Origin of the sequence: Anaerolinea thermophila, from assembly GCF_020723905.1 — a bacterium.
GTDB lineage: Bacteria > Chloroflexota > Anaerolineae > Anaerolineales > Anaerolineaceae > Anaerolinea > Anaerolinea thermophila_A.
In genome coordinates, this window is sequence record NZ_DYHZ01000001.1 from 380,859 (window position 1) to 400,731 (window position 19,873).

General features: G+C 55.9%; 18 protein-coding genes and 2 pseudogenes. 10 read left to right on the plus strand and 10 right to left on the minus strand.

Translation table 11 applies throughout. The features are described from left to right. Positions 1-3 precede the first annotated feature (3 nt). The 6 genes and pseudogenes from LHF31_RS01585 (at position 4) to LHF31_RS01610 (ending at position 2,760) form a co-directional block, all read left to right on the plus strand. Positions 4-1,113 (plus strand): L-threonylcarbamoyladenylate synthase, encoded by a 1,110-nt coding sequence (locus tag LHF31_RS01585; protein WP_303773269.1) that lies wholly within the window; start codon positions 4-6, stop codon positions 1,111-1,113. 146 nt (positions 1,114-1,259) lie between these two features. After that, positions 1,260-1,577: a 50S ribosomal protein L21 gene (rplU, locus tag LHF31_RS01590; RefSeq protein ID WP_041455032.1), complete on the plus strand. Its 318-nt coding sequence runs from the start codon at positions 1,260-1,262 to the stop codon at positions 1,575-1,577. Positions 1,578-1,582: 5 nt separating this feature from the next. Next, the gene (gene rpmA / locus LHF31_RS01595) at positions 1,583-1,858 is read left to right on the plus strand and encodes a 50S ribosomal protein L27 (RefSeq protein WP_298009879.1); all 276 of its coding nucleotides are present in this window, start codon (positions 1,583-1,585) and stop codon (positions 1,856-1,858) included. Between the two features lie 73 nt (positions 1,859-1,931). Further along, positions 1,932-2,165, plus strand: a pseudogene (gene rpmE, locus LHF31_RS01600) (50S ribosomal protein L31); the annotation flags it as partial. After that, entirely contained in the window at positions 2,145-2,408 is a 264-nt protein-coding gene (locus LHF31_RS01605) for a DNA-directed RNA polymerase subunit alpha C-terminal domain-containing protein (RefSeq protein ID WP_298009893.1), read from the plus strand. The pseudogene rpmE and the gene LHF31_RS01605, both read left to right, overlap by 21 nt. Before the next feature lie 208 nt (positions 2,409-2,616). After that, a complete protein-coding gene (locus LHF31_RS01610; protein ID WP_298009876.1) occupies positions 2,617-2,760 on the plus strand; it encodes a hypothetical protein in 144 nt (47 codons plus the stop codon). Positions 2,761-2,784: 24 nt separating this feature from the next. On the opposite strand, the gene acpS is transcribed toward LHF31_RS01610, so the two are convergent. The 4 genes from acpS to LHF31_RS01630 are packed head-to-tail and all read right to left on the minus strand — an operon-like array spanning position 2,785 to position 6,422. Further along, positions 2,785-3,162, minus strand: coding sequence for a holo-ACP synthase (acpS, locus tag LHF31_RS01615; protein WP_298009873.1), 378 nt, complete (start codon positions 3,160-3,162; stop codon positions 2,785-2,787). A 1-nt stretch (position 3,163) separates the two neighbouring features. Beyond that, positions 3,164-4,456: a pitrilysin family protein gene (locus LHF31_RS01620; protein WP_298009870.1), complete on the minus strand. Its 1,293-nt coding sequence runs from the start codon at positions 4,454-4,456 to the stop codon at positions 3,164-3,166. Beyond that, positions 4,453-5,751: a pitrilysin family protein gene (locus tag LHF31_RS01625; protein WP_298009868.1), complete on the minus strand. Its 1,299-nt coding sequence runs from the start codon at positions 5,749-5,751 to the stop codon at positions 4,453-4,455. Before LHF31_RS01625 ends, LHF31_RS01620 begins: the two co-directional genes overlap by 4 nt. A 20-nt stretch (positions 5,752-5,771) precedes the next feature. Next, the gene (locus tag LHF31_RS01630) at positions 5,772-6,422 is read right to left on the minus strand and encodes a hypothetical protein (RefSeq protein ID WP_298009865.1); all 651 of its coding nucleotides are present in this window, start codon (positions 6,420-6,422) and stop codon (positions 5,772-5,774) included. Between the two features lie 97 nt (positions 6,423-6,519). Between LHF31_RS01630 and LHF31_RS01635 the strand changes: the two genes are divergently transcribed. The 3 genes from LHF31_RS01635 to LHF31_RS01645 all read left to right on the plus strand — a co-directional run bounded on the left by LHF31_RS01635 (position 6,520) and on the right by LHF31_RS01645 (position 10,279). After that, on the plus strand, positions 6,520-7,893 hold the full coding sequence (locus tag LHF31_RS01635) for an FAD-dependent oxidoreductase (protein WP_298009863.1): 1,374 nt from the start codon (positions 6,520-6,522) through the stop codon (positions 7,891-7,893). 208 nt (positions 7,894-8,101) lie between these two features. Beyond that, complete coding sequence (locus LHF31_RS01640) at positions 8,102-8,617, plus strand: hypothetical protein (RefSeq protein WP_298009860.1); 516 nt, start codon at positions 8,102-8,104, stop codon at positions 8,615-8,617. Between the two features lie 222 nt (positions 8,618-8,839). Then, complete coding sequence (locus LHF31_RS01645; RefSeq protein ID WP_298009858.1) at positions 8,840-10,279, plus strand: glycerate kinase; 1,440 nt, start codon at positions 8,840-8,842, stop codon at positions 10,277-10,279. On the opposite strand, the gene LHF31_RS01650 is transcribed toward LHF31_RS01645, so the two are convergent. From LHF31_RS01650 to LHF31_RS01665, 4 genes are read right to left on the minus strand one after another with little or no spacing between them, the layout of a single operon-like run. Then, positions 10,222-11,196, minus strand: a complete 975-nt coding sequence (locus tag LHF31_RS01650) for a LysM domain-containing protein (RefSeq protein WP_298009855.1) — start codon at positions 11,194-11,196, stop codon at positions 10,222-10,224. The two genes, LHF31_RS01645 and LHF31_RS01650, sit on opposite strands and share 58 nt — an antisense overlap. Further along, a complete protein-coding gene (locus LHF31_RS01655) occupies positions 11,193-11,816 on the minus strand; it encodes a TetR/AcrR family transcriptional regulator (protein ID WP_298009852.1) in 624 nt (207 codons plus the stop codon). Before LHF31_RS01655 ends, LHF31_RS01650 begins: the two co-directional genes overlap by 4 nt. Positions 11,817-11,848: 32 nt before the next feature. Next, a complete protein-coding gene (locus tag LHF31_RS01660) occupies positions 11,849-13,459 on the minus strand; it encodes an L-lactate permease (protein WP_298009849.1) in 1,611 nt (536 codons plus the stop codon). Positions 13,460-13,468: 9 nt separating this feature from the next. Beyond that, positions 13,469-14,380, minus strand: a complete 912-nt coding sequence (locus LHF31_RS01665) for a radical SAM protein (protein WP_303773273.1) — start codon at positions 14,378-14,380, stop codon at positions 13,469-13,471. A 141-nt stretch (positions 14,381-14,521) separates the two neighbouring features. Between LHF31_RS01665 and LHF31_RS01670 the strand changes: the two genes are divergently transcribed. Continuing rightward, a complete protein-coding gene (locus LHF31_RS01670) occupies positions 14,522-15,583 on the plus strand; it encodes a fatty acid desaturase (RefSeq protein ID WP_298007994.1) in 1,062 nt (353 codons plus the stop codon). A gap of 57 nt (positions 15,584-15,640) precedes the next feature. Here LHF31_RS01670 and LHF31_RS14600 read toward each other — a convergent pair whose 3' ends face one another. Together LHF31_RS14600 and LHF31_RS01675 are read right to left on the minus strand one after the other, a co-directional pair. Next, positions 15,641-16,819: a hypothetical protein gene (locus tag LHF31_RS14600; protein ID WP_363324780.1), complete on the minus strand. Its 1,179-nt coding sequence runs from the start codon at positions 16,817-16,819 to the stop codon at positions 15,641-15,643. Between the two features lie 90 nt (positions 16,820-16,909). Continuing rightward, a pseudogene (locus LHF31_RS01675) lies at positions 16,910-19,720 on the minus strand (preprotein translocase subunit SecA); the annotation flags it as partial. Positions 19,721-19,873 lie beyond the last annotated feature (153 nt).

A 19,873-nucleotide genomic window follows, 5' to 3' on the forward strand; every position in this document is an offset into this window, starting at 1 on the left:
AGTTTGCGAAAATACGTCCGTGCTGGTATGATTGGGCACGTGACGCGATGTATACCCGTTGACCCATGCGCGCCGGCGCTTGATGCTCTTCAGGAAGCCGCTGAATGCCTGAAAAGCGGCGGGCTGGTGGCTTTTCCCACCGAAACCGTCTACGGGCTGGGCGGCAATGCCCTGGATGGTAGAGCCGTCCAGCGCATCTTTGAAGCCAAAGGGCGCCCTGCAACCGACCCGCTCATCGTACATCTTCCGGCAGTAGAGGCACTCCCCATGGTGGTAAAGTCCATCCCGGATGTGGTCTCCACTCTGGCAGAACACTTCTGGCCCGGTCCTCTGACGCTCATCCTGCCCCGTGGAGAAAAGGTGCCCCTTTCGGTAACCGCCGGGTTGGATACCGTCGCTGTGCGGGTGCCATCTCACCCGGTGGCGCAGGCGCTGTTACGGGTCAGCGGATTAGCCATTGCCGCACCCTCCGCCAACCGTTTTGGCGGCGTGAGTCCCACCACCGCAGGGCATGTGTTGCGGGACTTAGAAGGGCGTATTGACATGGTCCTGGATGGCGGCGCCACGCCGATCGGTGTGGAATCGACCGTGCTGGATATCAGCACCGCTGTGCCGCGCATTCTGCGTCCGGGGGGCGTCTCCCGCGAAGCCCTCGAGGCAGTTCTGGGACCGGTTGATTTGCTCGAACGCAAAGCCTCTCAAGAGGAAGCGCAGGCATCACCGGGCTTGCTGGAAAAACACTACGCCCCTCACCATGCCCGCTTAATCCTTGTGGAAATTCCTCAGAACGAGGGGTTGCAGGAAGCCTTTGCCCATCTTGTCACCCAGGCAGAACAATCTGGAGCGCGGGTAGGAGCGCTGATCGCCGATGAAGACCTGGCATGGCTGGAAACACAATTTCCTGCCATGGCGCGGCTGGCACTGGGCTCGCTGAACGACCCGGGGACCGTTGCACGCAACCTGTATGCCGGAATGCGCGCCATGGACGAAGCCGGTATGGACGTGATTCTGGTGCGCGATTTTGGTACTGCCGGATTGGGGCTGGCTATTCGGGACCGGCTGTACCGCGCCGCCAGTCAGATTGTCCGCCACATTGCCCAAAACGGCGCTTGACAGACTCCCCATTCATCAGTATAATTCCCCTTCGCCCCGGGCAGGTCACTGGCTGGGGTAAAAATCTGTTTCCCCAACTTCCCCTTGGGTCGGCGGGAAAGAAAAGATCGCGGATACCAAGGCGAAGTGAAGATTGAGGAGTGTGTATGAAGTACGCAATTGTTGAATCGGGCGGCAAACAGTACAAAGCCGTCGAAGGCGACACGATTGAAGTGGACCTGCTCAAGGTAGAACCGGGGCAGTCGGTCAAACTGGATCGTGTCCTGTTGCTCGTGGATGGCGAGCAGGTGTCGGTGGGTGCGCCGGTCGTGAAAGGCGCAGCGGTGAATGCAACCGTGGTCGAGCACTTCAAGGGACCCAAACTGATCAACTTCCATTATCGCCCCAAGAAGCGCATTCGCGTCAAGACGGGTCACCGCCAAACGTATACCCGTTTGCTGGTAAATTCGATTGAAGCGGAGTAAGAGATATGGCGCACAAGAAAGGTGGCGGCTCAAGCCGCAATGGACGTGACAGCAATTCCCAACGCCTCGGCGTGAAACGCTATGCGGGGCAGAAAGTGCTCTCGGGCAACATTTTAGTTCGCCAGCGCGGCACCCGCATTAAACCCGGGCTGAACGTGAAGGTCGGAAAAGACGATACCCTCTTCGCTGTAGCAGATGGTATCGTGGTGTACCAGACCTTACCCAACGGGCGCAAGATGGTTTCGGTTATCCCCGAACCACAAGCCCCTGTGGCTGAGTAATTCATTACCTCGCATCCGGCACCGTCCTGCCGTTTCCGAAAACAGACGGATTGCCGGTCGAAAGGAAAAGAGCATGAAGAAAGACATTCATCCCACGTACTACCCCGACGCTCAGGTGATCTGCGCCTGCGGCAACACCTGGACGACCGGTTCGACCAAAAAAGTCATCCGCACAGAAATTTGCTCCAAGTGCCACCCCTTCTACACCGGTGAGCAGACGCGCATCGTGGACACCGAAGGGCAGGTTGATCGCTTCTACCGCAAACTGCAGGCGCGTCAGTCCTTCGTGGAACAGCAAAAAGCCCGCGAAGAAGCCCGCACCTCGCTGGAGCGCCCCATCGCCTCGCTCAATCTGGGCACCCGCCCCACCGAAGCGCTGGCAAAAGCCGGCATCACCACGGTCGGACAGGTGCTTGCCCTCCTGGAACAGGGCGAAGCGGCTCTGCTCAATATCGAAGGCTTTGGACGCAAATCCCTCATTGATATGAAGAAGACCCTGCGCAGTCTGGGCTATCAGTTGCCCGCCGCGGCAGATGAAATCGTTGTGTAGTTCCTCCTCCTTGTCTCATGAAAGAACGTGCCCCCTCAACCGGGGCATGTTCTTTTAAAGGGTAAAAAAACCGTTCTTGTCTTGCGCAGTCTGCCCATGGCACTGGTATTCCACCCGTTTTATCCTTTCAAACTTCCCTCCTTGATCTCGTACTGGGGGAGCGCGGTGATTTCACTGAGCCGAAATTTTCCAACGAGAAGGGAATGAGGTGATATTCCGGTTCGATCACCGGCAGGTGGCGGCAGTGGAGTTCATCCGCTGGCTGTTTGAGCATTACGCCATTGCCGATATTGAGGTCAGGCTCCTTCTCTGGAAGAGACCATCCGGCATATCTACAACGAACGCCTGTTGATGGGAAGTTTGACGGAATAAAGGGCTACTCTCTACCCTCACCTACCGCCACTGCCATTGCCACCGCATGGGTGCGCCCGTGGCTGATGCTCACCGACCAGACCGTCAATCCCAGCAACCGGGCAATCTCTGCGGCTTTGCCATGGAGATGGAGAACGGGAGCGCCGCTGGGGTCGCGGCGAATCTCGATTTCCTGCCATGAAACCGGTCCAATCCCTGTACCCAGGGCTTTGGAAACGGCCTCTTTGGCGGCAAAACGCCCGGCAAGGCTGGCATACGATCCCCGCGCCAGTTCAATCTCCAGCGGCGTGAACACCCGTCGAATGAAGCGCTCCCGAATGGCAGGGTTGACCTGTTCGAGGCGTTGAATTTCCACAATATCCACACCGGTTCGCAGAATCATGTCACTCCATCGGAGGTCCCGCGCTGACAATGGCAAATCGTTCCGGATCCAGCCAGCGGCGGGAAACTTCCAGAATCTGTTCCGGAGTTACGCTTTCTACCAGCGCAGGATAGCGTTTGTAATAATCCAACCCCAGATTGAAGCGTTCGAGGTTCAAAATGGCGTGGGCAACCCCCGCATTGGACTCCAGCGAGAGCGGCAATCGCCCCAGATAGTGCGACTGGCTGTCCCGCAGTTCTTCCCAACTGACCGGCTCAGAAATGAAACGCCGGATCTCCGCCAGGATGAGGTCAATTGCCCGCTGAAGGTTGGAAGGATTGACCCCGGCAGTCACTTCCCAGGTGCCGGCGTCCTTCCAGGCGTTTAAACTGGTACTGGCTTCGTAGGCTAAGCCTTCCTGTTCCCGTACCACATTGCCGATCCGCCCCATCAGCCCAAACTGCCCGAGGATGTTGTTTCCCAGGGAGGCAGGCATGAAATCGGGAGAAAGGCGCGAAGGTCCCAGTGTCCCCATGACCAGTTCAGTCTGCACCTTACCCGGCAGAGAAATGTGCCGCCGAACCGTTTGCTCCAGTGGTGGGATGGAAGGAATTTCCGGGAAAGAAGGCTGAAGCGGATTGACCCAATCTCCCAGACAGCGTTGAACTTCTTCAACCGCCCGACTGGCAGATACCGCTCCCACAATCACCACCGTCATCCCGCGCGGTCCAAAGGTGTGGTGATGGAACGCCAGCAAATCCTCGCGGGTGATGGAAGCAATGGTCTCACGGGTTCCATCGGTGGGTTTGCCAAAGGGATGATTGGGGAAAAGAATTTCATCAAACATCATCTCTGCCCGGTCGGCAGGGTCCTGATCGCGGATGGCAAGACCGGTGAGGATCTGTCGTCGCAAACGCTCAACCTGCTTTACTGGAAAGCGCGGGGTGCGGAGACACTCTGCCAGAAGGCTCAACAGCAGAGGCAAATCTTCTGCCAGCGCGCGCCCGCCAAAGTTAATGTTGTACACACTGGCGCCGAACCCCAGAGAAGCGCCAACCGTCTCAAGACGATTGAATATGTGCTGAAAATGGTGGCGTTCCGTCCCACGCATCAGCCCCAGCGCGGTAAAATGCGCCAGTCCAGGTTTCTCAGGCGGGTCGAACAGTCCACCCGCCGGCAGATATCCGCTGAGCGTGACGGAGGCGCTCTCAAAATTGCTGCGCGCCAGCACCACAATGCCATTGGGCAATTCCACGCGGGTGATATCTTCCGGACCCGGCAGGGTTTGAAGAATTTCAGGGCGCACCAGTCTCATGAAACACCTCCGGGGTGATTGTCCTCCGGAATGTAAAACCCCACCACCCTTCCCTGAGGATTGAGCACCTGTTGCGCCACCCGTTGCACATCCATGGGAGTGACACGGCTGATGCGCTCCAGATAATCCACAAACCAGTCGTAATGGTCAAACATCTCAGCATACCCCAGCCAGAAGGCTTGATTGGTGATATTCTCGCTCCCATAGGCGAAGAGAGCGCGAGCCTGTTTAATGGCGCGCTGAATTTCCTTCGGGGTTACCGGCGTTTCCATGATTCTCAAGATTTGCTCGTCAAAGGCTTTCAGCGTTTCTTCAGGGCGATACACCGGCGGAAGCGTGATGGTGATTTCAAAGAGGAAGGGGTCAATGGTGGCTTGCACCCCGCCGCCGACGCCCACCGCCAGTTCTTTCTCTACCAGCGCCCGATACAGCCGGCTGGTTTTGTTGGAAATCCCCCCCCCGCCAAACATGTTCAAACTGGCAGGTCCGGAGAGCAAACTGTCAATTACCATCAGCACGGCAAAGTCGGGATGCGCGGCAGGAAGGGCACGATAAGCAACCTGGATATAGGCGGTTTCCCCCGGACCGTGAACCTCCAGACGGCGCTCTCCCGAAGGGGGTGGCTCAATGGGGACATTGCGCGGGGGAACATCTCCCGCCGGAATGCCCTCATACGCCTCGCGCACGCGCTGGAGCATCTCCTCAATACGGAAATCGCCAGCAATGGCTACCAGGGCATTGTTGGGCACATAATACTGACGGTAATGCTGATATAAATCCTCACGGGTAATTTGAAGCAAATCCTCGCGGTTTCCAATCACCTCGTTCCGGTAAGGATGGTGTCGGAAACTTGCCTGTTGCACCGCCCGCCCTAACTGAAAAAGCGGTTCGTTTTCATTGCCCTCCAGTTCAGAGAGGATCACCGTGCGTTCCGCCTCAACCATTGCCGGGTCAAACACGCTGTTGACCATACGGTCGGCTTCCAGTTCCAGCGCCAGTCCAATCCGGTCAGCGGGCAGGGTTTCGTAATAGGTGGTCCAATCCATATAGGTAAAGGCATTCCAGACACCACCCTCCCGCGAAATGGCTTTATCCAGAATAGAGGGAGGGAAACGCGGGGTACCTTTAAACTGCAAATGCTCCACCCAGTGAGATAAGCCCGTCTTTCCCGGCATTTCGTTTCTGGATCCAACACGATACCAGACCCAGTGGCTGATCAGCGGTGCGGTGTGAATCTCCTTCAGATGAACGGTTAAACCGTTGGAGAGTTTCGTCAGGAAAGCAGGTGAGTCCATGTGACCTTTTTGAGGGTGAATCATCGAAAGAGTGAATCGCACAGCGAACCTGCGGCTGACCGGCACAACAGTTCGCCCCAAGAATCCGGCAGGTCATCCAGCATTTTATAGTAGGGGCGTACCACTTCCTGCAAGCCCACAAAGGGCTGATGTAGTTCGGTCTGACTGAGCGGAATGTCCACCTGAACGTTGAGATTGACCGGAATCATCTGATCCACCGGCACATCCAGGTTGAGCGCCACAGGCAGGCGGGTTCCGGCAGGCAGGACAATATCCGCCGGAGCGTTGCGAATGGTCAGCCCGCCGGTGCTCAATTCGCGCACCGTGGCGCCCTGCAGGAAAGTGTCTTCGGTCAGGACCACTTCGGTTTCAGTCTCCAGGGGCAGGGTAAAGCGCGCGGGAACTTCGGTGCTGACAGGGATGGTGGTGCGGATGTGTGCCTGATCCATGAGAATGAAGTTGCGGTAAAGCCCGCCCAGCACCTGTTCCTGCACCACCCGCTTGAGGGTGAATAACTGAGATGCCAGCACCAGCAAAACCGCAATCAGAATCAGGTTAATCACCAGAGAGAGGATGCTGGCAATCGTCCAAAATGCTGGAGCAATTTTGAGCGCGGAAAGAGAAAACGCAGGTTTGGAAGAATTTTCCGGAAGAGGTTGTGTGCTGTTCATAGTTAATTTATAGCATGACTTTTGAAAACGACCTGAGTAACCAATCGGGGTATAATACATCCAATACGTGCTCAATAGCACAGGGAGGGTTTGCCTGGTGGAAAAGATTCAACCGCTTACAACACATCTGGTAGCAGTCATCGGCGCCGGTCCGGCAGGATTGTTTGCATCCCGCGAACTGGCAGAGAATGGGGTCAGGGTCTTTCTGTTCAACCGGGACATCAAACCGGGGGGGCTGGCTGAATACGGCATTTACCCCACCAAACTGCGAATGAAAACCGGATTGCGCACCCAGTTCAAACAAATTCTGGAACGGGATGGCATTGAGTATTACGGGAATGTGATCATTGGCAAACAGGGCGATTTCACCCTGGAGCAGTTGAAAGAGATGGGGTTCAGCGCTCTGCTGGTTGCCGTGGGGGCACAGGGGACCAAACGTCTGGGGATTCCCGGGGAAAACTTACGCGGTGTGTATCACGCCAAAGATATCGTCTATCACTACAATCGCCTGCCGCCCTACAGTGAAATGACCTTTGACATTGGGAAGCGCGTGGCTGTGATTGGCGTGGGAAATGTCATGCTGGATATTGCCCAGTGGCTGCTGCGCGTTCGCCACGTGGATGAGGTGATTGCGGTTGCCCGCCGGGGACCGGCTGAAGTCAAGTTCGATCCCAGGGAACTGGAGCATGTGATTAACTGCCTGGATGTGAATGCAGTGGAGATGGAACTGAACCGCGTCACCCCACAAATGGTGAGCCTTGGGCAGGATCCCAATCAAATGCGCGCGCTGATTCGTGCTTTGCTGGAAAAAGATCATGTGGAAGAGGGCTGTGGAGGTTCTTCCTTCCGTTTACAGTTTCTTGCCTCCCCTGTGCGCATTCTTGGAGATGAGAACGGACATGTGCGCGGATTGGAAGTGGAACAAACCATGCTCTATCGCCAGGAAAACGGCGAGGTGGTTGCCCGGGGTATGGGCAAGTACATCACGCTGGATGTGGATACGGTCATCTTTGCAATCGGCGACCGTGTAGATCCTTCTCTGGGGTTACCCGTGGAAGGGAACGAATTTGTCAAGAATCCGCAACCACGCTTCCCGGTAGAAGGCATCAGTTACGAAGCCTATGATCCTGCCACACAAAGCCCTGTAGAGGGTGTGTTTGTGGCAGGCTGGGCGCGAAAAGCCAGCACCGGACTGGTGGGCATTGCCCGGAAGGATGGCATCAACGCCGCACGGGCGGTTTTGCAATACCTGAAGACATTACCCTTCCCTGCTTCCCTGGACCTGGATGCCATTCGTAACCGGATCTTAAGTCTGCCTCATCCGGTTGTTACGTATCCATACCTCAAGCGGCTGGAGGAAGCGGAACGCCAGCGCGCTCAGGAACTGGGGGTGGAAGATTTCAAGTTTGAGCACAATCTGGAGATGCTGGAAGCCATGGGGTTGATTCGGTCTCTGGCACAGGGTTCGTGACCTTCATTGAAAACGTTTTCGCAACCTCGCTGGACTGGCGAGGTTGTTCTTTTATGCACATCTGCAACTCAATTTCAATATTCAAAACAACTTTTGTCTGTTACGATAATCATAGAGCGGTAAGGTAACTTTTTTATAACCTGCTGAAAATTAAGTCATTTTAGATATTCAATAGACAGATTTTGGTTATTGGGTTGGAGCCGTACCTATGAATATCAAATTTCCCTCAATCCGTGATTTGTTTGATCAAGCCATTGCAGTGCAAAAGGCATCGGAAGCCTTTTATGCACGATTGACGGCTTTGTTTACTTATCATTCCTCCGAAATTTCCGAGTTCTGGAATCGTTTTGCCGAAGAAGATCATGCCGCTGCGCTCTTCCTTGAGACCGTCCGCAAACGGCTTCCTCAAGAAAGGCTGGAACAAAACGCAGATCCGGGGATTTATGAGCGGGTCAAGAAATGTCTGGAAGAAACGCTGGCATTGACCGGAGAACCCATTGAGAATCTGGAAGATGCTTACCGGATCGCCCTAAAACTGGAAAGTTCGGAAAGCCACGCCATTTATGAATTTATGGTGTTAAACTTTGCCCCGCAAGAAATTACCCAGCCGTTGGGAGGCACTCATTTGAAAACCCACGAACGAATTGACCGATTGAAACAACAACTTCCCCATGCCTTTCGCACATCTTCAGCCCGGAAAAAGGTCTCTGCTGACCCGGGGTAAACCAGAACAATCCCGCCTCATCCCGTGCAGGGAAAAACACTATTTTTTCAAAGCGGCTTGCCATAGACATCCGCATGGTTTTTGGTTTACCGCCGGTCTTTTTTTCGGAGAGCGAAGGGACCATATCAGGGAAAGGGCTTTTCTTCAAGGCAGAGAAAGCCATCAGTGGGGGAAGGGGATTTAATCGCCCATGATAGCCGATTGATTTACAATTAATCTGCCATGAACCGCCTTCCAGTAAATGCATGGATTTTTTCTACGGAAACGCTTTCGCAATCGCCGTATTCTGACGCCATCCAGACCATTCTCAACGCCGCCCTCAGGGCAATGGACCCCGCGCAGGCAACGGGTAGATTCATGCGACGGGAAGGAAATACCCTGCTTCTCAAAGAAAAACGATGGAATCTCTCTGCGTTTCGGCGGGTACGCCTGCTTGCCGTGGGCAAAGCCGCCGAACCCATGGCACTGGCGGCTGCGGATATCCTCGGGACATTTTTACACGATGGATTGATCGTCATCAGAAGCGGTTCCCGTTCAAACCAGCCCATTCCACCTCAAATCACCTGTCTGGAATCGGGACATCCCATCCCGGATGAACGCAGTGTGCAGGCAGGAAAGCAAATTTTCGAGTTCCTGAGCGATTCTACCCCCGAAGATTTCTATGTGATTTTGATCTCCGGCGGGGCATCTGCGCTGGTAACGTTACCCCTCGTGGGGGTATCGCTGAATGACCTGCAACATCTCACCCAACTGCTCCTGCGCTCCGGGGCAGATATCCGCCAAATCAACACCCTGCGGAAACACCTTGACCTCCTGAAAGGCGGGGGGATGGCTCGCCTGCTGGCACCCGCAGAAGCGGCATGTCTGGTGCTCTCCGATGTGCTGGGCGATCCGCTGGAGGTCATCGCATCCGGTCCCACCGTTCCAGACCCCAGCACCTACGCCGATGCATGGAGCATCCTCCACCAGTACGACCTTGTACCGGCAATTCCTGACGGAATCAAAGCGGTTTTACAGGCTGGGCTGAATGGAAATCTTCCCGAAACGCCCAAACCCGGCGACCCCATCTTTGAGAGGGTGTTCACCACCGTCATCGGGAGCAACCGGCTGGCGGCAGAAGCGGCATGCAGTCAAGCCCAAACCGCAGGCTTCCACGCCGCCATCCTCACTACCTTCTTGCAGGGCGAAGCCTCAACGGCGGGACAGTTTCTTGCCGCTATTGCCCGCGAAGAAGCCCTGCACGCATCTCCCCTGCCTTTACCCACCTGCCTGATTTGCGGCGGTGAAACCACCGTTACGGTGAGAGGGGATGGCAGGGGAGGAAGAAATCAGGAACTGGCACTGGGGGCTGTAGAAGGCATGGACGGCTTAAACGCGCTGCTGATCACCCTGGCAACCGACGGCAGCGATGGTCCTACCGATGCCGCCGGGGCTGTGGTTAACGGGGAAACCCTCAGCCGCGCCCGCTCGCTGGGGATGAATCCTGCCGAATTTCTGCGGCGCAATGATGCCTATGCCTTCTTTCAACCGTTGGGCGATTTAATCAAGATCGGTCCAACCCGCACCAATGTAAACGATCTGGCGCTGGTATTCGTCTGGGAAAATCAGGGACGGGCTTCCACCAGCGCCTCAACGGAAGAAATAGGCGCGCCAGCACTGTAAACCACCCCCTCAAAGGGGATGCGCTGAGAGTCCCGGACGGGAACGTCCACCCGGCGAATGCCTGCCGGTTTCCCGGATTCACCGAACGCCTGAAGCGCCACCCAGAGGGTTTGAGGCAGTGCTGAGGTCTCTTCCAGCAGAATATTCCCCCGCAGAACTGCACTCATCCCATCCGGGGCAATTTGCACGGCTTCCACCTCAAGCGTGGCAGGCAGGTAGCGCGTATCTTCGGCAGGGACGGGGTGCGCCATGCGCAGTTCAACCGCCATTTGAGGCGATTCGGGGAACGGCGCCGGGAAATACGCGCTCAACACAATGCGTTTACCTGCAGGCAGGAGGTTGAGCGGGGCATATGCCAGGCGCTCCAGCACCTCTCCCTGCGCGCTGTTTGAAACGCGAATAACCGCCACCACATCTTCCAATGCCTGGCTCAGGGGGTTGAATACCGTCACAAAGCACCACGCGCCGCCATCCAGAGCAGGATAGCACACGGGTTCGCTGAGGGTTAACGGTTGCGGGGTAGGCGTGGGCACCTGACCGGTGGGCGTAGGCAGTCCCACTGCGGGAATCAGCAACACCGTCCCCACGCTCATCGCCCGTGGATTCACCGTGGGGTTGGCTTCCAGCAGGACCTGCGGAGCAATGCCATAACGAAGGGCAATGCCAAACATGTCCTCGCCTTTCTGTACCACATGGCGAATTGGGGTGGGCGTGGGCGAAGGCAGAGGCTGAGTCCAGGTGGGCGATGCCCGTGGGGAGGGCGTGGGCGTGGCAGTGTGATAGGGTCTCAACGTCCCGGCGCGGGTTGGTGTAACTGGAACATTTTCATCGGGGATTGGAGAAGACGTGCATCCCGTCCCCCAGAAAATAAGAAGTCCCAGCAGACTTCCGATGAGCCATCGGTGGAAGAATCTCATACGGTTTCTTCAGGAGGGGTGACCTTCAGCAAGGTCAGGAAAGAATCAAACACAGCGCTCATCTTCACCTGTTCAGGATGAAAGAGCCACTGAATCTGCAGTCCATCCATCAAAGCCAGCACCATTGCCGTCAGGTGTTCTGCTGGCACATCGGTGCGGATTTCGCCCTTCTGCTGGGCTTTTTGGAGCAAAGTCATCATGCTTTCGCGCACCTGCTGGTAACGCTGTGAAAAATACCCATGGGCGGGATGTTCCGGTTGAATGCTTTCGGCGGCTAACACGATAAACAACTGCACCAGACCCGGCACGGTTTCGTTGTGCGCCACCAGCGCACGCAAGCCTTCCATCAAGGGCAGACGCTCTTCCAGAATCGCCTGACCAAAGCGTTCATGATCCACACGGTCGCGCTCTTCCAGGACAGCAATCAGCAGATGTTCCTTGCTGGGAAAGTGATGCAGAAGCCCCGGCTCGCTCATACCCACGGCTTGGGCAATCTCGGCTAATTTGGCGCCGCGATAGCCGTATTCGGCAAACAACCGTGACGCCTCGCGGATAATCTTTTCCCGGCTGGCGCGGCGGCGTTCCGCCTGCGTGCGCCGTGGGGCGGTTTTTTCTGTCATGGGGCTAATTATAACTCAGCCAGTCACGCACTTCAGGGAAAAAGCACCTTTGCCGGTCCTGACAACCCCCACACCAGCAAGCCCGCCAGCGTCACCAGTGCAAGGCTGTGGAAGAGGACAAAGCGCAGCACTTCCCCTTCTCTGCCCTTCAGGTTGACTGCCGTACCTGCCACAACAATACTCTGTGTATTGATCATCTTCCCCATCACCCCGCCGGCAGTGTTGGCGGCAGACATCCACACCTCCGAAAAACCCAGTTGCCCGGCGGTGATGCGCTGAAGACTGCCAAACAACACATTCGATGAGGTATCCGAGCCGGTAATGAACACCCCCAACCAGCCCAGCCAGGTGCCAAAAAACGGATAAAAGCCGCCTGTATAGGCAAAAGCCAGCCCCATGGCGGCATCCATGCCCGCGTAACGCAAGACAAAGCCCATTGCCATCATGGTGCTCAAACTCAACAGCGATACTTTTACCCGTTTGAGCGTCTGCCCGTACTGGCGCAGAAGTTCCCCGGGACGATACCCCATGAGCAATCCTGCCACAATCCCTGCCAGCAAAATTGCCGTCCCGGAAGCCGAAAGCCATGGCAGTTGAAAGACCGCATCCTGCACCACAGGCTGGGGAACCACCGGCGGAACCCGCTGGACCAGTCCGTGCAGTCCCGGCACCGGGATGCGAATCAGTGTCCATGCATCCAGAAACGAGCGTACCTGAGGGATGCCCCAGAGGAATACCAGAACGGTCAGGATGATCCACGGCATCCACGCCCGCCAGACCTGACGGGAAGTCAATCCTCCTGAAGGGGTGGATACATTCTCACTCATCTCATGGCGAGGCTTCCACACTCTCAGAAACAGCACCAGTGCCCCCATCGAAGCCACCGAAGAAAAGATGTTCACCAGCCAGGGACCATGAAAGAACGCCACCAGCACCTGTACTCCGGCAAAAGTGCCCCCGGCAACCAGCAAAGCAGGCGCCACTTCCAGCATGCGCTTCCATCCCACCCAAGCCGCCACCATCCAGAAGGGGATGAGCAGATTAAAGAGCGTTAACTGGAGCGCGGTAGCGCGGGTCAGGGATTGCAAATCCAGACCGGTAACGGTTTGCAGAGCAATCAACGGGATACCCAAACCTGCATACGGGACAGGCGCGGTATTCGCCAGCAGAGAAAGCCCGGCGGCAGTGATCGGAGAGAAACCTAATCCCACCAGCAATGAAGCCGAGACCGCCACCGGCGTGCCAAAACCCGCGGCGCCTTCCAGAAACGCACCCAGGCAAAACGCCACCAGCACCAGTTGCAAACGTCGGTCGGAGGTAAGGTGCATCAGACTCTGTTGAAGAGTTTGAAACAGCCCTTTCTGTTCAGTCAGGCGGAAAAGGAAAAGAACATTAAGGACAATCCACCCCACAGGGAGAAAGCCATACGCCACACCAAACACAGCGCTGGCAAATGCCATGCCAGCGGGCATACCAAATACCCCCACCGCCAGCAGAAGCGCCGCCGCCAGCCCAAGAGCGGCGGCATAAAGCACCCTCAGTCGAAAAACGCCCAGTGCCACCAGTAAGAGCGCGGCAGGCAAAAATGCCACCAGCGCAGAAAGAAAAGGAGATTGAAAAGGGTCATAAACCTGTGTCCACATTGCTAAAAATTACTCCTCTAAATGGATTAAACCGGCACGCCGGGCTTCTTCGCGTGCCTTATGCACCTCTTCCAGCGTCACCCGCCGGTTGAGGAGCGGGAATCGGCTGGCGAGATATTCGGGGCGGTACTGTCCCATCACATTGACATAGGTACGGGGTGAAATTTCCTGTGCCAGAAAGGTCATCACGGCACGGGTGCCCGCCAGACCATGAGGCAAAACCAGATGCCGAACCAGCAACCCCCGTTCGGCAAGCCCCCGGGCATTGATCTGTAAATCTCCCACCTGACGGTGCATCTCCCGCACAGCAGCGCGGTTCACCCGGGGATAATCTTTCGCGCCCGAGTACTGGTGCGCGCTGGCAGAGTCGGCATATTTCATATCGGGCATGTAGATATCCACCACCCCATCCAGCAACTGCAGGGCTTCCAGGGCGTCGTATCCGCCTGTGTTGTACACCAGTGGAAGGCGCAACCCCGCCTGTGCCGCCAGATACACCGCCGCTAAGATCTGCGGCACCACATGACTGGGAGAGACCAGATTGATGTTATGACACCCCATCGCCTGCAGGCGCAGGAAAATCTGCGCTAACTGCTCGGGAGTGACTTCCATGCCCTCATCGCTCTGGCTGATTTCGTAATTCTGACAATACACACAGCGCAAATTACAGCGGTTGAAAAAGACTGTCCCCGAGCCTTTCCAGCCGCTCAGCGGGCGTTCTTCTCCGTAGTGCGGACCGTAACTGGCAACCCGCGCCAGTTCTCCGGTGTGACACACCCCCAGTTTTCCCGCCAATCGGTTGACACGACAACGGCGCGGACACCACTCACAGGATTCAAGCCCTGCGTAAGCGCGCTTCACCCGTTCCTGAAGTTCTCCGCTCTCCAGTAAAGCAACATAAGACGGAACAAATGCGGTCATCCGGCTTATTGTAATTCAGAGTCATATCTATTGGGAATGAAGTCACAAAGAAAATCCATCGCTGTTATATCCCACAATATGACTCCAGATAGTTCTGCTTTCTTCAGATAACCCTTATCCTATGGGACAGGAGATAACTCTATGGATACTTTAACGTTACCCGTACTTGAAACCAAACCAACCTTCGAAACGCCGCCGTCCGTTCAAAGACTGCCCACCATGAAAGAACTGAACCCCCTGCTTTTGCCTTTCCAGAAGCCGGAGTGGAAACCTGCCATCTGGCAACTGGTGAATACCCTGGTGCCGTTCTTTGCTTTGCTTGGACTGATGGGAGCCAGTTTACAGGTAAGTTACTGGCTGACCCTTCTGCTGGCACTGCCCACGGCTGGATTTCTGGTACGCCTTTTCATCCTTTTTCACGACTGCGGACACAACTCATTTACCCCATCCCGCAAAGCCAACAAAATCATCGGTTTTATTCTGGGTGTCATTACCCTGACGCCATCGGAACAGTGGTGGAAGTCCCATGCCATCCATCATGCCACCAGCGGAAACCTGGATAAGCGCGGTGTGGGTGATGTCACCACCCTGACAGTGGAAGAATACCGCGCCAAACCCTGGATTGAGCGCATGGGTTACGCTTTATTCCGCTTTCCCTTCATCATGTTCGGTCTGGGACCAATCTGGATGTTCATCATCTCCCATCGTTTTGCCCTGCCACGCTTTTCCAAAAAGGAAACCATGAGCGTGGTGTGGACCAACGTGGCACTGGTCTTTTACCTCGGCGGCATCAGTTTGCTGTTTGGCGGGGTATGGAACATGGTAAAAGTGATCCTGCCCGTATTCTGGCTCGCAGGAATGTTCGGCATCTGGCTGTTCTACGTTCAGCATCAATTTGATGGCGTGTACTGGGCACCCGATACCGAATGGGATTATGTGGCTTCGGCATTGAAGGGAGCCTCGTATTACCGTCTGCCGCGGATTTTACAGTTCTTCTCGGGCAACATCGGGTTTCACCACATTCACCACCTCAGCCCGCGCATTCCCAATTATCAACTGGAAGCCTGCTACAAAAGCAATCCCATTTTCCAGATTGAAGTGACTGAGATTGGCTTTCTGGAAGCCGTCAAGACGGTGCGATTGAAACTCATCGACACCGCCCGCAACAATCAGATGGTGACCTTCCAAGACATATTGGGTTGAGTAATCCTGCCGGTAAACGCAACCGCCGAAGGCTCACTCCCTCGGCGGTTGTATTTTTTAATGGCGCTTATGGCGCTTTTTGCCACTTCGTGGGGAAGAAACCTCTGTGTTGCCGCTCCCGTTTCCGCGCACAGGCAGAGCCTCTTCGCTTTGCGCAGAAGATGAACCGGAAGGAACCGTCTCGCGCGGTCGGATGTTGAACATGCGGGCAATCACTCCCATGCGAATGTCGCCCAGCAACTGCGAGAACATCTCCGAAGCACGACTCTTGTATTGCACCAGCGGATCGCGCTGAGCATAGGCTTCCAGTCCAATGGAAACACGCAGGGCTTCCACCCGCGTCAGGTAGTCCACCCACAGTTCCGAAATGACGCTGAGCAGGAGAGAACGGTGAATTTCATTGGCGCGCCACCAGCCCAGGATTTCTTTCAGGATGTCGCGCTGTTCTTCTGTAAGCGTCTCCACCGGCGCGTCCAGGGCTTCTTCACCGAGGGATTCCACAATGTAGGGGTGGAGACGGGCATCCAGTTGACGCAGGGTCTGGCGCATCTGGGTAAGGGTGTAGTAGTCCACCTCGCCGTAGATGTCCTCAAGAAATTCCTGCGCTCCCTGCAAGTGCTCCAACACCTGCTGCGTGATGGTACTGGGATCGGCATCGCCCAGCATCTTCGCCGCCAGATACACCCAGCGCAGGCGGGTGGTTTGCTGAATGCCCTGCCGGTGAGTGCGGGGGTCAAACACCTTGCGCGTACCGGTAGAAATACGGGTCAACAGGTTCAGGATGAGTTGCTCATCCTGCCAGTCCGTATTGTCATCCCGCGCCTGGAGCGCGTTATCGAGATCACCGACCACCTGTCCGCTGGCGCCAAACAAACGTTCCCGCATCCGCGCGAGGAAGGCTTCCACTTCACCCATCAGGGCTTCGCTGGCTTCTTCCCAGTCCATGCCGCTGAACCGGTTCGGTCGCAGGTTAAGCGTCTCTCCCAGACGGCGCTCGACAGCGCCAATGACGCGGCTGAGATTCAGGTTGAACAGATAGGTCTCAATTTGCTCATGCAGATAGTCTTTGAGCCGGTCAGGATCGCTGTCAAGCCAGCGCAGGGCTTCACCACTCAGACGGAAGTTAGGCAGGCGCGCCAGCGTGACCAGTTCTTCGGCGTATTCTGCCGGACGACGCTGAGGCATTTCTTCTTTGCGGTCATCAAGGGTATCGAAGAAGTTCTCCACCCCTTCCATGCGTTCCGCCACCTGCGCTTCGATGGATTCGCCTGTTTTCTCCAGCAAATCCTGCAAGGAATGAATGAGATGCTGACTCTCGGCTTCAAAGGCTTCTTCTGCAATCCCCAGTACGGCATTGCGAAATTGTCCCTGAGAAGGACTGGACTTCAACCGTTCCTGCACCTCATCCACCAGCAGGCGCAGGGTAAAGGATGGGTAAATCCGATCGCCCCACTGCATGGGCGGCTGAACATCCTCAAGAAATGCCAGCAACTTCCAGGGTCCTTCATCCTGCTTCAGCGCTTGAGGGACGCGCTCCGCCAGTTCGGTTTTGAGCATCTCCTCGATATCCTCGCTCAAATCCACCTTGGTAAAGACGCGGTCGCGCTGTTCATAGATGCGTTTGCGCTGGGTATTGAGCACATCGTCGTATTCCAGCAGGTGTTTACGCACGTCAAAGTTTGCCCCTTCAACGCGTTCCTGCGATTGCTCCACCAGCCGTCCCACCACTCCGCTTTCAATCGGCATACTCTCGTCAATGTTAAGCCGTTGCATCAATGCGGTTACCTGTTGACCCCCAAACAGGCGCATGAGTTCATCATCCAGCGCCAGATAAAAGCGCGATGATCCCGGGTCGCCCTGGCGGGCAGCACGACCGCGCAACTGATTATCAATACGGCGGGCTTCGTGGCGTTCGGAGCCAATCACATGCAATCCGCCCAGTTCGCGGACTTTTTCCATCTCTTCCATGTACTTCAGGAAAGCGCGCACCTGTTCATCATAAATGCCATATTCTTCGGGGGACATCTGCAGGAGGGCTTGACGGCGCTCTTCATTGGTCATGTTATAGGCGTCATACCCCGCGCGTGCCAGTACCCGGTTGGTATCGCCAAGGATTTCTTCATCCAGTTCGCCGCCCAGTTTGATGTCTACGCCGCGCCCTGCCATGTTGGTTGCAATGGTCACCGCGCCAAAGGCACCCGCGCGGGCAATGATCTGGGACTCCTCATCATGTTTGCGGGCATTCAACACCTGATGGGGAATGCCGCCCTGCAAGGCGCGCTGAAGACGGCTCAGGTCGTGCCCTTCCACGCCCAGAATACGGGCAAGGCGCTGAATATTTTGCGGTTCTTCCACATTGAAGGACATGGGCAGGTTGAGCGTGCGTGCCAACTGGCGCAGTTCACCGGTCTCGATTTCTTCCAGTTTACGGTAAAGCGGTTGCAGTTCGGGAATCGCCCGTTCGATGATTTCAATTTTGCGCGTTTCAATGTACAGGTCGCGCAAAAGTTGAATCTGCGCCAGTTTGCGCAGGTAATCTGCATCCAATCGGCGGGAAAGCCGCTCGGAGTGTTCCACCGAGGTGGTTCCCACCAGTTGCGGTCTGCCAATCACGTAATACTTGAGGATTTCCATGGTGATGGCGCGCAGTTTGGCTTCCTCGGTGCGGAACACCATATCGGGGTAATCCTTGCGCTTCCAGAAGATGGGACGCTTCTGCGGGTCATCACGGCGCGCGTAGTAGGTAAATTTGTACCCTTCGGGGTCTTTGGCTTCCACCGGTGTATAAGGCGAATTGGGACGGCTGGCAAGATATTCCAGATTGGTAGGGATGGGAAGCACTTCGAGTTTATAGATTTTGTAGAACTCTTCGGACTCCGTCTCCGCTGTACCGCTCATGCCAGCCAGTTTCTGATACATGCGGAAGTAATTCTGGATGGTGATGGTAGCGTAGGTGACATTCTCAGGTTCCACCTTGACGCCCTCTTTGGCTTCCACCGCCTGATGCAAGCCCTCTGACCAGCGTCTGCCAGGCATGAGGCGCCCGGTAAATTCGTCAATGATGATGACCTTGCCACCCTGCACCAGATAATCCTTATTCCGTTTGTAGAGGAACTGCGCCCGCAAGGCTTGCTCCAGATACCCCAGCAGACGGGCTTGCTCAGGGTTGATATCTTCAGGGCGCTCAGGGTCTCGCAGTGGCTCTCCGAGCAGGGCTTCTACATGGGCTTCTCCCACCTCGGTCAGGGTGACGGTGCGGTTCTTCTCGTCAATTTCGTAATCTTCCGGATTTAACTGCTTGACCACTGCCGCCATGCGCACATACCATGCCGAATCATCCTGCGCCGGGCCCGAAATAATCAGCGGGGTACGGGCTTCGTCAATGAGGATATTGTCCACCTCATCCACGATGGCATAGTAATGCCCGCGCTGAACACGGTCTTCCAGGCGCATGGCAAGATTATCGCGGAGGTAGTCGAAGCCAAATTCACTGTTCGTGCCGTAAGTGATATCGGCTTTGTAGGCTTCAGCGCGCGAGACCATCTGCAGTTGATGCTGATCTTCGTGCGGTGAGGTCTTGCTCAGGTCCACCAGAAAGGCGCTGCGACCGTTATCGGTGCGCGCCGCCATCTGCAGCACGCCCACGCTCATGCCCAGCGCCTGATAAATGGGCGCCATCCAGCGAGCATCGCGGCGTGCCAGATAATCATTCACTGTAACCAGGTGCACCCCGCGTCCGGTGAGCGCGTTCAGATACAACGGCAGGGTTGCCACCAGGGTTTTCCCTTCGCCTGTGCGCATTTCAGCAATGCGCCCGTAGTGAAGCACCATACCGCCAATCAACTGCACGTCATAATGACGCAAGCCAATGGTGCGTTTGGACGCCTCGCGGACCGCCGCAAATGCCTGCGGCAGGATCTCGTTCAGGGCGGTTTGCTCCGCCTGATAACGCTCGTTTTCGTCCTCAATGCCCTCCACAGCGGCGCGGATTCTCGCGCGGAACTCTTCGGTCTTGGCGCGCAGGGCGTCATCGCTCAGTTTTTCATATTCGGCTTCCAGCGCATTGATCTGCTCAACAATCTGCGCCAGCCGTTCAATTTCTCGTCTGTTCGGATCTAACCCTAAAAAATTGACCAGTTTTTTAAACATACCCAAAACCTCTGATGCTGGATTATAGCACAGCGCAGCCCCCTTATTTACGTTGGGTGTCCGGGAAAAAATTAAGCAATTTCTCACCCAAAAGAGTCAAAATTTTGTCAACGTTCTTCCTCTCCCCGTTGAATTCTTCTA

Excerpts from the sequence above, each read along its gene's own strand:
- LHF31_RS01640 (WP_298009860.1), top strand. The coding sequence starts at position 8,102 with ATGAATATCAAATTTCCCTCAATCCGTGATTTGTTTGATCAAGCCATT.
- rpmA (WP_298009879.1), top strand. The coding sequence starts at position 1,583 with ATGGCGCACAAGAAAGGTGGCGGCTCAAGCCGCAATGGACGTGACAGC.
- rplU (WP_041455032.1), top strand. The coding sequence starts at position 1,260 with ATGAAGTACGCAATTGTTGAATCGGGCGGCAAACAGTACAAAGCCGTC.
- LHF31_RS01625 (WP_298009868.1), bottom strand. The coding sequence starts at position 5,751 with ATGGACTCACCTGCTTTCCTGACGAAACTCTCCAACGGTTTAACCGTT.
- LHF31_RS01665 (WP_303773273.1), bottom strand. The coding sequence starts at position 14,380 with ATGACCGCATTTGTTCCGTCTTATGTTGCTTTACTGGAGAGCGGAGAA.
- LHF31_RS01620 (WP_298009870.1), bottom strand. The coding sequence starts at position 4,456 with ATGAGACTGGTGCGCCCTGAAATTCTTCAAACCCTGCCGGGTCCGGAA.
- LHF31_RS14600 (WP_363324780.1), bottom strand. The coding sequence starts at position 16,819 with ATGGAAGGGGTGGAGAACTTCTTCGATACCCTTGATGACCGCAAAGAA.
- acpS (WP_298009873.1), bottom strand. The coding sequence starts at position 3,162 with ATGATTCTGCGAACCGGTGTGGATATTGTGGAAATTCAACGCCTCGAA.
- LHF31_RS01645 (WP_298009858.1), top strand. The coding sequence starts at position 8,840 with ATGAACCGCCTTCCAGTAAATGCATGGATTTTTTCTACGGAAACGCTT.
- LHF31_RS01660 (WP_298009849.1), bottom strand. The coding sequence starts at position 13,459 with ATGTGGACACAGGTTTATGACCCTTTTCAATCTCCTTTTCTTTCTGCG.
- LHF31_RS01650 (WP_298009855.1), bottom strand. The coding sequence starts at position 11,196 with ATGAGATTCTTCCACCGATGGCTCATCGGAAGTCTGCTGGGACTTCTT.
- LHF31_RS01630 (WP_298009865.1), bottom strand. The coding sequence starts at position 6,422 with ATGAACAGCACACAACCTCTTCCGGAAAATTCTTCCAAACCTGCGTTT.
- LHF31_RS01655 (WP_298009852.1), bottom strand. The coding sequence starts at position 11,816 with ATGACAGAAAAAACCGCCCCACGGCGCACGCAGGCGGAACGCCGCCGC.
- LHF31_RS01670 (WP_298007994.1), top strand. The coding sequence starts at position 14,522 with ATGGATACTTTAACGTTACCCGTACTTGAAACCAAACCAACCTTCGAA.